Below are 13196 nucleotides of genomic sequence, written 5' to 3'. Positions count from 1 at the left end.
TGTATAAGAGACAGATCTTATGGCTACCAGAAGGTAGCCGGCCAGATTGCAGGTGAAGGTGCACAGAACGTCACGTACACCATGCTCTACTGCTTTCACGGATTGGCTGTCATCGAACTCTACCTGCTGACGGTTGCGCAAGGTGGTTTATCTCAAGCTGCATCTCGTGTTCGGTCCTGCGTTACAGCCGGAACACGCCATACTGCGGCGCATCGATCGGCGCATTGAGCGAAGCGCTCAATGCAATTGCGAGGGCGGTTCTGGTGTCGACAGGATCCAGGATGCCGTCGTCCCAGATTTCGGAGGTCGCATAATAGGCGCTCGATCGTTCGTGATATTCTTCAAGAATTGGCTCTCGAATGGCTGCCAGTTCCTGCTCGGAGAGGCGTCCGCCCGCGCGAGCCAACTGTCGTGCCTTGACGTGGGTGAGAACGCCTGCGGCCTGCTCAGCGCCCATCGCGGATATCTGAGAATTAGGCCAGCTGAACACAAATCGAGGATCAAACGCGCGTCCCGACATAGCGTAAGTGCCCGCGCCGTGCGAGCTATTGCAAACAATCGTAAACTTTGGAACGGACGCTCCGGACACAGCCATGATCAGCTTAGCGCCGTCCTTGGTGATCCCACGCCGCTCATATTCGCGGCCAACCATGAAGCCCGTGACATTCTGCAGGAAGAGCAGGGGCGTCCGATTCTTGTCGCATAATTGGATGAAATGAGCACCCTTCAGCGAGCTATCGCTGAACAGCACGCCATTGTTGGCAAGGATCCCGACTTGATATCCATGAAGCCGCGCAAAGCCACACACAAGTGACGTGCCATAACGCGGCTGATACTCATGAAATCGGCTGCCATCGACCAGACGAGCGATGATCTCTCGCATGTCGAACTGCGCTCGGGCATCCTTTGGAATGATACCGTAGAGTTCGCAAGCACTGTAAGCGGGCGGCTCAGGAGCCACTCGATCGATCCAAGTTTTCGCCGGTTGGCGGAACCGAGCGACGACGTCGCGGGCAATCGCAATTGCATGCATCTCAGAGCTTGCGACGTAATCACTGGTGCCCGACACGTTGGTATGCATGAGGGCGCCGCCCAAATCTTCGGCCGACACGTGTTCCCCGGTGGCAGCCTTTACGACCGGGGGGCCGCCGAGAAAAATCGCCCCCGTACCTTCGACCATAATGTTGTATTCACTAAGCGCGGGGACGTAGGCCCCTGCCGCGGTGCAGTGGCCCATGACGATGGCGACCTGCGGCACTCCCATCTTCGAGAGAATGGATTGATTCCGGAGTATTCGACCAGCGTGGTAGCGATCCGCAAAGAATTCTGCCTGCAAAGGCAGGAACCCGCCCGCGCAGTCGCACAGATGAACCACCGGCAGACGGTTTTCGATGGCGATATCCAGGGCCCGCACAATCTTCTTGACTGAGAGCGGATACCATGCACCGCTTTTCACGCTGGCATCGTCGGCATGAACAATCACCTCCCGACCCGCTACAATGCCGATGCCGACGACCTGCGCGGCGCTGGGCACCTCGCCATCATACGCCTTGTTGGCGGCCAGCGTGGAAAGCTCTAGGAACGGAGTTTCCGGGTCGAGCAAGGCTGCGAGCCGTTCGCGAACAAACAGTTTGTTCTGTCGACGCAGTCGCTCGAAATCCCGTTCTGGCCGATGGAAGCGGGCAGCGCGTTGCCGTTCCTTCAATTCGGCCGCAAGCTGTCTGTTGTGGCAATCGTTGCGGCGAAACGCTTGCGAGTTAACGTCCGCTACGGAACCGATCCGCTGCATTTCAGCGCCCTTCTTCGGAGAGCGTGACCAGCTCAGCGTCATGCTCGAAGCTTTCGCCTTCCTTGACGTGAATTCGATCGACGATGCCGTCCTGCGGTGAGCGTATGATCGTCTGCAGCTTCATGCTCTCAATCATCATCAGTGCCATTCCCGCCGAGACTGATTGGCCAGGCGAAACGGTAGTCGCAACAACTACGCCAGGCATCGGCGCACGGGCGATTAGCAGGCGTGTTTCGTCATTCGCGGAAGTGAGCGCTCGCAATGGGTCATTGTAGCGCACAATGCGGCTTCTGCCGCGTATATGCAGATGAATCAGGTCGCCATCGATAGCAAACCTGACCGGTTCGCTTTCCCCGGCAATGGTCAGGATGCCACTACTCTCACCGTGATGCGTGAACGCGACGGGGGCAATCACTTGGTCGCGCAAATGAAGCCGGTAACCCTGCTGGCTGGTTGAAAGCCATAGCCTATGGTCTACGCGGTCGACCTCGAATGAGTGATACACGTCAATTTCTCCAGCTGCCAAATGCTGCGTGAAGCTCGGGCACGGCGTCAGCGGAAGCACGCACCGGTCTCGTCAGGAGAGCGGCGGATGCCAGGAACGCAGACAATCCGGTAGCAAAATTGTCGGTTGCAAGATGCGGGTTTTCTTCAAGGTATCCCGTATGGAACTGACCGCCGAGAAATGCCTCGTCAGCTAGGATCCGGGCGAGCAAGCTGGCATTGGTCTCACACCCAAGTAGAACAAGTTCTCGAACCGCACGATGGGCTTTCATAGCAGCCTCTATGCGGCTTGGGGCATGCACGATAATCTTTGCAAGCATCGGATCGAACGCCGCCGTGATGTGCTGACCTCGCATGATGCCGCTGTCGATCCGTACGCCGTCCGGATACTCGAGAAGAAGTACTTTGCCAGTGGTTGGAACGTATCCGCGTTCGGGGGCCTCCGCGTACAGCCTGAGCTCGATCGCATGCCCGTTCGAAGCAATATCGGATTGCGCAAGCGCAAGTTCGCGGCCGGCTGCGGCATAAACCTGTTCGGCGATCAGGTCGACACCAGTGACCATCTCGGTCACTGGATGCTCGACTTGAAGGCGGGTATTCATTTCGAGAAAGTAGAAGTCGCCTTCGCTGAGGATGAACTCGACCGTTCCAGCATTTTGATATTGCGCCGCACGGGCGATGCCGACCGCGGCTTCGCAAATCCGTGTCCGCAATTGTGGTGATAACGCGGGCGAGGGCGTCTCTTCTATGATCTTCTGGAAGCGGCGCTGCACTGAACACTCGCGCTCGAAGAGATGGACTAGGTTACCGAAGGCGTCACCCAACACCTGTACTTCGATGTGCCGCGGGATTTCGAGATATCGTTCGACATAAAGTCGGCCATTTCCAAAGTAGCAACGCGCTTCACTGCGCGCCTGCTCGATGGCTGCTTCCAATGCATTTGGGTCGCGGACAATTCGCATGCCCTTGCCCCCACCGCCCCCCGTCGGCTTAACCAGCAAAGGAAATCCAACAGCTTGCGCTCTCGAAACGAATGTCGTCGGATCATCTTCTTCGATGGCGCAGGGAAGGACTGGAAAGCCGTTGCGCTGAACGAAGTTGCGGGCCCGGATCTTGTCCCCCATGAGTTCGATGGCTTCCGGAGCAGGCCCGATGAAGGTAATGCCTGCCTTGATCACCTCCCTGGCGAACTCCGCACTCTCGGAAAGCAATCCATATCCTGGATGCAGCGCCCCGGCGTTCGCCTTGCGAGCGGCAGCTATGATCTGCGCAATGTCCAAATAGCTCGCCACCGGCGTGCGGCCACTGATCGGAATTGCCAAGTCGGCCATGGAGACGGCCGGGGTCAGGGCGTCTACCTCGTGGTAGGCAATTGCAGAACGGAGTCCAAGCTTCCGCAGCGTTTTGATGATTCGTGCAGCTATCTCGCCCCTATTGGCGATTAGAACCGTATCGAAGTGTAATTTGTGCATTCGCCTATCCGGACAAGCACTGTGGGCCAGAGCTTCTGTCAGTTGTGACCGATTGGTACCACTCTCGACGGCCCGCGCTTGATCGCTTGCCTTGGTGGAAGAACAGGCTTGATCCATTTTTGAATGTGAACTGGCACGCTCACGGCCGGCGATCCCTCACTTTGAGTCACTGTTCTTCTTGCCAGTATCTCGAACGGAGATCACGTAGCGACACTGCTGGCTGAGGCTCGCTTGCTTTGATCGGAGACAAGACATAATGGCGGCACGATCAGGTATGTGGCTGCTGCACAGGCGGAACACGTCCTCCATGCAAGCCTCCTTCTCCTCCGCGGTCGGCGCTTGGTCGCGCGCATTCACCTGTCCGGGGATTGCGGCTGTCATTGCGACAGCAAGAGCGATAGCGCGGTAGTTGGCATTGAGAAGCGAAGCCAAACGGAGTCGTTGGTTTTGACTCATGATATCCTTTCAAGCCGGTGGTGCAGTGGTTGTTATTTGGCGCCAAACGCAAGATGACCTGACGACCGGAAAATGGGCCCGGGCGCGCAGTTCGCATTATCTGTCAGGAAGCGTCGAGATTGTCGAAGGTGGCCCTCACTTGTCTAGGATCGTACAATCTGACGCAACGAGCGATTCAAGCCCCTTTGTGGGCCCAATCGCCTGTAGATGTTTGGAATGTGCATATTCCGTCTTAGCGACGCCTGCGCGAGGGAGTTCGGATGGACCAGTGCACACAGTATTGCTGTGCGGCGGCTGCGAATGGTACCGTGGCGTAGCTAACGAGATGAGCCTCGCTGTTACGTAATTGTACGTAGCGCGGTTGTCGCATTTCTTTGATCTGAGAATTGCATGCTCACCGCCATGAATCCAAAAAGTAAACTCTACGAGCCCAATCACTGGCGAGGCCGTGCGGAAGCAACGCGAAAGAAGGCGGAAGCACTCGCTTACGGCAAATTAAGAGATAGGCTTCTTAAGATTGCCATCGAATACGACAAGCTGGCTCTGCGTGCCCAAGATTGGCAGGCGAGCCAAAACGAGAACGATGCGTTGTCCGACTATGAGTTGTGAGGGCTGGCCGCGCTTCGGCAAAGCGCGCGCGCACATTCCGGCTCGCAGTTTCTTTTGTGGAGCAAAGGTCGCTCAGTGCGCTCGGCGCGGCCAAGTCTATTGCAAGTCTGTATACGGGGTGAGCCGCGCCGTTCGGCGGGGCGATGGATCTCGGGGGAGAGGGACGAGGTGGCCGCGCGCAATATGGTGGTATGACGGCCTGCTCCTGTTGCGATGGGGTCGGGGCGCTGGCGAGGCTGGCGACGCGATCCCTGTCGCCATCCTTGCGCAAGCGTCACAAAGCACGTTTCCGGCCTTAGTTGCGCATCTGGGCGCGGGTAGTAGTCGATGTCAGTCGGCATGTTGGCGGGTCATGTCAGTCCGCCGATTCGCGGCGTTGTCCTGTTATCCCCGCCTGTTTCGTTTGCGTCGCGAGAGAGCCGCATGTCGTGTCTAGGTAGTCCGCCAGTTGTTGACTTGAACCAAGTCAAAGAAAGAGATCGCCACTGCCAGACTGGCGGTGGTGCGCCTGCTTCATCCTCAGCACGATTCGATCGGAACAGTCGCGGCATACGAGTGGTCGAGAAGCGCTCGTGTGCCGCACTATTTGTCAAGACATCGCCGTCGATTCTGTATCGCTCATAGGAGCGATGCGACGATCCAGCAAATGCCGGCCCAGAGCAGCGCGTTTAGGAACAACCCAAGCAGTGGCCACAGGTTCCATTTCGTTTGCGTCGGCCAAGATCCGCAATCAGCGCCGTAATGCTTGATCATGGGGTGCTTTGGTGTGCGCCAGTGCATCATTCATCCCACGATGCGCTGGCCCACGGAAGCGGGCGCGCGTTTGGGTGTCTCGTATCACTCATGAGTTTCGCGGTCTTCCTTCAAGGCTTGAGTGTCAGAATTCCGTTCGTATCGTCGCTCAGCCGAAAGCCCTGCGAATTGCCGGCCTGCTTAGCGCTGCAGCGTTCCGGGCAGCCGAAACGGCCATCGTGGATTATGGCGCGTCCTGTTCGCTTCGTTTTCTTGACCGCTGCAATCAGCATGCCACGAACGGAGATGTACCGGCGCCGCTTTGACAAAGGAAAAATGCGATTTGTCGAGTTCAGCGCCGTGGTCTAGCTGCCCTTAGTCGAATTCGCGACACCGATGTCTGAAAGCCAACGCCAGTAGGTGCGTCGTCAGCGACACAGGCGACAAGCGGTCCGAAAGATCGCCGTTGATCGCGATTGAGTCTGAGGCAGTAAGCCAAGCTAGCCTCCTTCCCTGACCGCTAGCTGACGAAGAGCTGCTGAGATGGAAGAAGAATGATGAGATGTTGGCAGCTCACTCAATGACATGTTGGCTCAGCTGCGGCTCCGATGCGAGCTAGTTCGAGTTTACGCTCTTACAGCCTGATCATGGTCACATAGATGACGCATTGGCACTGTTTCAAACCACGAGAAGCGAGTGCTGCGAGCTATCGAAGACCCACATGACGGCGCGGACCGAGGCGCCGTCCCTTTCGAATCATAGTGGCGGCAGCGCTCGCGGTTTTCGCGCCATAATGGAATCTACAAGCAGGTATCACATGCGATCAAATGGAGCCGCCGGGATGACGATCGGTCCATCGTCGATGAGTTGATGGGCCATGATCGGGCTCGACCCATTTCATATGGTCAAGCACATCACCAGCTGATCTGCACGGGCAGGGCAATGAATACTTGTTTGGACGTGCTAAGGCTCAAGAGCTGATCTGCCTGCAGGTCGGCGCTGTTCGGCGATGAGAGTCCAAGCCTGCCAGCATAGATGAGCAAGATGGCCCACGCGAGGATCGACGTGGTGACGAAGTCGTCCACCGGGTCCGCCCGTCGGGTCAACCATGGGTGTGTAACTGGCCGATTCGTATCGAGCGGATCGTGCGCGCCTTGCGATCAAGGGGGCGATGAGCGTGTCCGTCGTGTCCTCAAACACGATGTGAGCGTTCGAAAACCAAGAATTAGGAGAGCAAGTGATGATGGACATCAGCGTATTTCTCAGCAGATGGTTCGCTGAAGAGTGGTTTTGGAATGCCGGGGTGAGGACCGAGCTGGCGCCGATTGATCAGTTGCCCGACAACGTCATCTACGTCGACTTCAAAGCGATCCGCGAGGCAAAGGAGGGGACGTGCGAGCGCAGATCATAGAGAAGCTTGAGGCTGGCCGGGTAAAATACGGCCAGTTCGCCAGCGTTCCTGGATCAGGCCCTTGCGGCCTGTTTCTTGTGCAGGGTCCCTGCGGGTGTGAACTCAAGATCAGTGGATTAGTTCGTCCTAGCTGGGAGCACGTCGCTGTCTCGACGGCGCGGCGTTGTCCAAACTGGGAAGAGATGTGCTTCGTAAAAGACCTGTTTTGGGATGAAGAGGAATGCGTGATGCAATTGCATCCGCCTCTTTCGCAATATGTGAATAACAGCCGGTATTGCCTGCATCTATGGAGACCCACTGATCGAGACATCCCGACGCCACCGCCGAGCTTCGTGGGCATTGTTGGGCTAAGACCGTCCGACGCGGCAATGTTGTTTGCACGGATGAGTGCGACAGCATGACGAGTTGCATCAACAATGTCCGCGCAGAAGCGGGCGCTTGGTTAGCGCAGAAACGTCGTTCTGCGCCGCCGGAAGGCAGCGCGATTGCCGAACATGTCGGGCTTTTCTGCCAGTTGCAACGTGCCGGGGGGCAGCCGGAAATCCTGCTGCCGCACAGGTGGTCATTAAAGTGTACTGAATCGGCAAGATTTGCCTCATATGCATCACCGCAGCTACTTTCATCGTGGGCGTGTTGGGATTCGAATTAGTTTTTGGGGGTGTTCAAGCCAGTGCTTGTGGAAAGGCGCGTTGAACCTAGGGGTACGAGCAACAGCGGAAGTCGTATCGAGGGCGGGCACCACTTCAAGCGGAACCACGTGCTCTGCAGTCCCAGCCACCCGCCCGGAACAGAGCTGGCGATCAAAACGGTGTGCCTCCAATAGGGGACATGAACGATAACGATTCCAAGCTTGTCGGCTCGACAGCTCGCCGTCAGCTTGCGGCAATATCCTTCAGAGGCAGAGCATGAGCATCCCGCACTCGCTCTGAGGAAACGTGCGCTTAAGAGGCAGGTGAGCCATCATGTATAATCGAGTGAGCGGACAATCCATAGCTTCCAATCGGGCTGATCAATCGGGGCAGTCGATGGACAGTGGCAGCTTTGCGCAAGCACTTACGGAATGCGCGCAACAGGAGAGCCTGTCAGATGGTGAGTCGTTCGACCAAATGGGGGGCTGCTGCAGCAGGCCAGACGCAAACGGTTACAGTCCAGAGCCCTCCGACTCCAGCACATCCTCTCTGTCCTCCGATTCCAATCCATCCTCTCCAGCAAGGCCGATCCGTGCCCTGTTCGATTACAGGACTGCTGAATTGCCTGAGGCCAATGTTAACGGTATCTGCCTTGGGTTGGCCGCGGAGTGGCTGCTCGATCTCAATAGTAGCCCCTCATCCCGAATGAGTGCGCTGCAGCCGGGTGCTCAAAACCATGCCTCGGCGGCCGTGCGGCAGAAGCAGTATGAAGATGCCAAGACTGAGTTACGAAACGCTGGGGCAGGAGGTTCTCATGACTTTCAGGCAAGAGGCAAAATGTTGAGTGATGCGGGTTTGCATCCATCCAACGAACAGACACGATATAGGTTTGGCTCATCTTCGCGCATTAACAAGATAGTGAACGAAATCACGGCCGATCCATCGGTGTACGTGCTCAGCTTGCGTTTCGCAGCAGGTGGCAGACACTCAATCGCGACGTCGACATCGAATGGAATGACGACCCTCTTTGATCCTAATTATGGGGAGTTTACTGTTCGCTCAGATCAGATGGGTGAGGTGTTCAAAAGTCTTGCCGAGCGCTACAGGAACCCGAACCAACGTGATATATCGACCGTTGTCACGCAAAGGGTCGCCTGAGCGTTCGGGGCTTTCACCAACTCTGCCGAGATCTCCGTCTTTCCCGGCGCGGAAACGATGGAGACCTGAGAATCAGGACGTCGCGATTAGGGGTAACCGGATGTGGGCTCCGAGTCTGCCGCTTCAGCATACGGCAACGTGCTGAGATGAAGCCACGCTGACGGTGTGGAGATGTTAGAGGTTCGCTTGATGAGGGGCCGATCTCGTCGAGCGAGAACTTGTGCATTCTTTGCGTGCGGGCGTTGATAGCGGCAATGCGGGCGGAATGTGAGGAGCTTTGCGACAGCGTCATATGCTGGCGCGGGTGCGGTTGACCCGCGATCTGGATTGTCCATCAGCGCTGCATGCCAGCATTTGTCTGAGCGTGTTGAGCACCAGATTGCGAACGAACCCCGCCCTAGATCATCTGCAGTTTCATTACGTCCATGTGAAGGGGCTGGCGAGCGTCATCATCGAGAATTCGTGCTCCGGCACGCCGTGAAGCATTCGGATAGTTTTACGACCTGGAGCCGCGGACGTCTTCGGCAGCAACCGTCAGGTCGCCGTGGCCTCTGGTGTGAAGGCGCATTCCGTTTTGAGAAACCATAGATGGCCTGGCACTCCGCCTCGTGTGTCAGGTGCCGATCGACGAAAGTCAGAGACTTCTCTAACCCGTGCCGGATGCAGCTGGCACTGTCTTGCTTGCTTATCCATAGCGGCCATTTGCCAAGCGTGACCAATCTGCCTCTGTTCGCAGGCGCAGCAACCAGTGGCTGTCCCAGCCCCTTGGCGGGGCGCATCGAGGTCGGACTCTATCGTCCATCACTCGGTTTAGCGCTCGGCGGTCGACCGGCAGGAGGCTTCCCTAAACGGCTAAGTGCTGCCGGGAGAAGGCGCGCGACCTGCAGCGGCCGGCCGAAAAGGCTGACGCGCGGAACATTCAGAAGAGTCGATTTGCCAGAACGATGTCGCGGAGGATAGCGGCAAATCGAGCGGCGGTCGCTTTGCCCCGCAGTCCAATAGACAGACTGAGCGTCAGATCGGCGTCCCAGCCTCGTCAGAAGCCAAGTGTACCGTCGAGGGAAAATCGATCTGCTTCAAGCTCGGCTGATTGGTCCAGATATATCGTCGCCAAAGCTCCGTTCCGAGCATTCTCGGCGACGGGGTGGACAACATCTCAGGGTCAGTAGCGGCTAGCGGCGCTGCGCTTGTTCGGAAAGGGAGGCCTCGCGAGATGCCGCTCAGAACCGGCTTGCTGCGCCCTGGGCGTTTCGCGATGATGGCAACCCAGGCACGCATCAACATCTTTCGACGGGCCTTCTCAATCGTACAACGCCGGCTAAGCGGTGTATCCAGTGATCCTTTACAGACCAGCGCCTGGCACTCGTTCCGTTCGGAAGGTGTGGGCTGTGGCTCGTTTGCACTAGGCGCGGATCTGTAGGAACGTTAGAGATCTTCGTCAGCGAGGCGCGATGGGTGGCGTTGGATATCAGGTTTATTCGAAAAGCGGCAACGGTGCTATCCGGGTCGTCGTTTCCTCCGCAAAGCAAGCTCTCGCCAAGGCAAATGAACTCGCCGAATCTGGAAACGAGATCTTGATCAAGGACCTTGCCGGCAGGGTCCTCGACACGGCGACGATCGTTGAACTCGCCGCGTGCGAATAGATTGCTTGTCCCGGCATCGGTGGTTCGGCGGCTATGAGACAAAGCTGTTCGTTCCACCAATTCGTGGGAACGCCTGTGGACCGGAAGGATCGGAACCTCTTCGCCAACGCTTCAATCTCGGGCCGATTGGTCAATGACGGCAGCTCGGTCTGGAAATCGAGAACCGCTCAATCCGCCAGCCGGGTGGAACCAGACTGTTGACAACAGAAGCTTGCTCCGCCGTATCTCGCGAGCCGTCCGAAATTGGCGACGCCCGGGCGCACGGATTGAAGAGGTTCTTGAGCGATCGGCCTTGAGCCATCGTTCACGACGACGAGACGACCGTTTGACGGGCCCCAGCCTTCCTGTCGTCGTGCGGCGACTCAGAACGTCCAATCACGACATGGCTTTCCTGTGCAGCGGCAGAGTGAATTGAAGCGTCGCAGCCGGCTCCGACTTGCGGGCAAATGACAGACGCCCTCCGTGAGCCTCCATGATTGAACGGCAGATCCAAAGTCCCATTCCAGACCGCTTGATTTAGTGGTGAAGAAGGGATCCAAGACACGGTCCGTATCATCCTCAGCGATTCCGACGCCACAATCAGCCACACTAAGCTGCACGTATTCTGTACTGTGGCTGAATGAGCGAATGACGGGATAGATCAGATCGCGAAACGGAAGATGTGCAGCTAACGTTGCTCGATGCTGCTGCCATTTCTGGGGTTCTGCCTCGACATCGCACGCAACGTCCCAACGAGCCAGGCCAATGAGCTCGGCCGCCCAGAGGCCTGCAGCGCTCGCGTGTTCCGAAAGACGGGTGCACAGGTGATCCGGCCCGGTATCCCGAGCCAGTCCGAGGCCGTTTCGGCGTAGTAGCGAACTCGCTGCTCGCTTTCCTGCAGTGCTGCAAGAGTGTTTTCCAACCGCTGCCTGGCCGCGTATTGTTCGGTGACATCCACATCCGTTCCAATGATCTCGCTGACCTCTCGGTCGCTACCAACCACGGCATATGCAACAGAATGTATGCGCCTCAGCGCTATCGATCCCGGATCAAGGCCCCCGCCTAAACCAGGGATTGCGCGGAATGTTTAGGATGGCACCTCGGCCCGTTGTGCAGGCGTACCCCAGGTTAATTTAATGGTGAGCGATTAGCTGTGACGCGTTGATCCGCGGAAACAAGCTATGTCCGGACTGGTCGCCACCCCAAGTCGTCGGCATCACCAGCTGGCTGCAATGGTCGCAAAAAATGAAACTTATCTGCCTACGACCGCTCTCATCCGGCTTTACCGGCCCACTTGTGAGATTCGTGACCAATGTCGGAAAGTTGACGAACGGGAGGCTCTGACAAGCCCAAGAAGCACGCATTTTCAGTTGGCGCGCCGTTTGCTTCGTTCACGGCGTCAGAACTGATCGCATCCAAGCAGCGGTTGGTCAGGAGGTTACCTATGTTGCGAGCTGAGGTAGAGCGATACGTCGAGTATCCCGCGAAACAGCGTCGTCTGCTCTAAAATCTCAAACAGTACGCTGCAGGTCTTCGACGTATGGAGCCCAGTTTGAAATACGCAGCCGGACTGCGTCCATAACCCCTAAGCCGCATGCGTTTTCGCGCCCTAGCGGCGATGTCTGGCACCTGTTTGGATGTTTCCAGAAATGTGTTCATAGAAGTCACTGTGCAGCTATGAAAAAAAGTCCAACGATCTCGCGGATAAATGTAGCGAATACGCATCCCGTTGATGTGTATATATCTCCCGTCAACTTGACCGCCAATGGCAGAGCACATCTGGGGCATGCCGCTGGGCCATATCTCAGAATGGATGTTGTACAGAAGCACCTGAAGAGGGCGGGGCATCATGTCCGTTCTGGACTGACGACTGACGGTTTCGAGAACCATGTCCTGGTCCGAGCGGCTCTTGAGAACATTGACCCGTCAGCCTTGGCACATGGCTTCCATATCAGAATTGTTGAAGATCTCGCCTCCGTCGGTGTCGTTTTCGATCATTTCGATGACCCAGCGTATGGCGGCAATCTGCAGCGCTTTTCGAAGGTCGGCAACGCGCTGATGGGCGCCTTATCTGCAGCGGGCTCGCTTCGTTTCCTCGCAGGTCGCTTACCAGTGGACGATGCAGGTTCTACTGCCACGCCAGAAGAGCGTTTCTGCATTGGAGGCTGGTTTGGTGCAACCTGTCCGGTTTGCCTGGCATCTGCGGGGAGCTTCTTCTGCGAACAGTGTGGACATCATTTTGAGCCCGAGGAAGCGCTGAATCCAGTATCCAGGCGCGGGCGGATTGTCGAATGGTTGGAAAACGTTTCAGCATTCCTTTCAATTTCGGGAAAGGACCGACTTCTACGGGAGTGGGACGATACGGCCATCGAATCCAGCTTTCTGGAGATAGGGAAACGGTACGTCGCACGTAAAGGGCAGCAAATGAGGCTGACCGTACCGGGACTACACGGGCTGGCTTGGAATTCACGACATTTCAACAGCCAGCAGATATTGTTTAGCTACTCCTCCTTACTCTACGCTCATTCTCTCTATTGCGGTTACAAGGACACGGAGGGCACCCACAAGCCCAATCCTTTTGCGCGCGAGTCCAATGCGTTCCTCATTGGCGGTACCGGTATCGATAACACAATCCCGATGCTTGTCGGAGTTACGGGATGCGCTTTGGGTCAGAACTCGTTCCGCCCATTTGATCGAATTTTTTTCAATCACTTCATTCGGCTGAGCGGTTCGAAGTTCTCTACGAGTCGCGGCCACGTGATCTGGGCAGGCGAAATCGCTCGAATTCCAAATATATCTGTCTCTTATACACAT

10 protein-coding genes are annotated in these 13196 nt (G+C 56.9%); 6 read left to right on the top strand and 4 right to left on the bottom strand.

The genetic code is table 11. The features are described 5' to 3' along the window. Window positions 1-181: 181 nt before the first annotated feature. The 3 genes from IF803_RS41255 to IF803_RS41245 are packed head-to-tail and all read right to left on the bottom strand — an operon-like array spanning window position 182 to window position 3765. On the bottom strand, window positions 182-1789 hold the full coding sequence (locus IF803_RS41255; protein ID WP_026192385.1) for an acyl-CoA carboxylase subunit beta: 1608 nt from the start codon (window positions 1787-1789) through the stop codon (window positions 182-184). Between the two features lies 1 nt (window position 1790). Continuing rightward, window positions 1791-2294 carry an acyl-CoA carboxylase biotin carboxyl carrier protein subunit gene (locus IF803_RS41250; protein WP_162136695.1) on the bottom strand — a complete coding sequence of 168 codons (504 nt, stop codon included), beginning with the start codon at window positions 2292-2294 and terminating at the stop codon, window positions 1791-1793. A gap of 1 nt (window position 2295) precedes the next feature. Further along, window positions 2296-3765, bottom strand: coding sequence for an acetyl-CoA carboxylase biotin carboxylase subunit (locus IF803_RS41245; protein ID WP_016842008.1), 1470 nt, complete (start codon window positions 3763-3765; stop codon window positions 2296-2298). A gap of 846 nt (window positions 3766-4611) precedes the next feature. Between IF803_RS41245 and IF803_RS41240 the strand changes: the two genes are divergently transcribed. After that, entirely contained in the window at window positions 4612-4830 is a 219-nt protein-coding gene (locus IF803_RS41240) for a hypothetical protein (protein WP_016842006.1), read from the top strand. Between the two features lie 1646 nt (window positions 4831-6476). On the opposite strand, the gene IF803_RS41235 is transcribed toward IF803_RS41240, so the two are convergent. Next, entirely contained in the window at window positions 6477-6647 is a 171-nt protein-coding gene (locus tag IF803_RS41235) for a hypothetical protein (RefSeq protein WP_233475768.1), read from the bottom strand. A gap of 155 nt (window positions 6648-6802) precedes the next feature. Between IF803_RS41235 and IF803_RS41230 the strand changes: the two genes are divergently transcribed. The 5 genes from IF803_RS41230 to IF803_RS41210 all read left to right on the top strand — a co-directional run. Next, on the top strand, window positions 6803-6973 hold the full coding sequence (locus IF803_RS41230) for a hypothetical protein (protein WP_016842003.1): 171 nt from the start codon (window positions 6803-6805) through the stop codon (window positions 6971-6973). Then, window positions 6955-7374 (top strand): DUF7694 domain-containing protein, encoded by a 420-nt coding sequence (locus IF803_RS41225; protein ID WP_085964791.1) that lies wholly within the window; start codon window positions 6955-6957, stop codon window positions 7372-7374. Before IF803_RS41230 ends, IF803_RS41225 begins: the two co-directional genes overlap by 19 nt. A 561-nt stretch (window positions 7375-7935) precedes the next feature. Further along, a complete protein-coding gene (locus IF803_RS41220; protein WP_075968507.1) occupies window positions 7936-8760 on the top strand; it encodes a YopT-type cysteine protease domain-containing protein in 825 nt (274 codons plus the stop codon). Window positions 8761-10211: 1451 nt separating this feature from the next. Further along, the gene (locus tag IF803_RS41215) at window positions 10212-10403 is read left to right on the top strand and encodes a hypothetical protein (protein WP_016841051.1); all 192 of its coding nucleotides are present in this window, start codon (window positions 10212-10214) and stop codon (window positions 10401-10403) included. A gap of 1656 nt (window positions 10404-12059) precedes the next feature. Then, window positions 12060-13196, top strand: a 1137-nt coding sequence (locus IF803_RS41210; protein WP_461196029.1) for a class I tRNA ligase family protein, incomplete at its 3' end; no start/stop codon positions are given.

The sequence above is a fragment of the Bradyrhizobium sp. UFLA06-06 genome, assembly GCF_054820065.1.
This window is presented reverse-complemented; position numbering and strand designations above follow the sequence as displayed.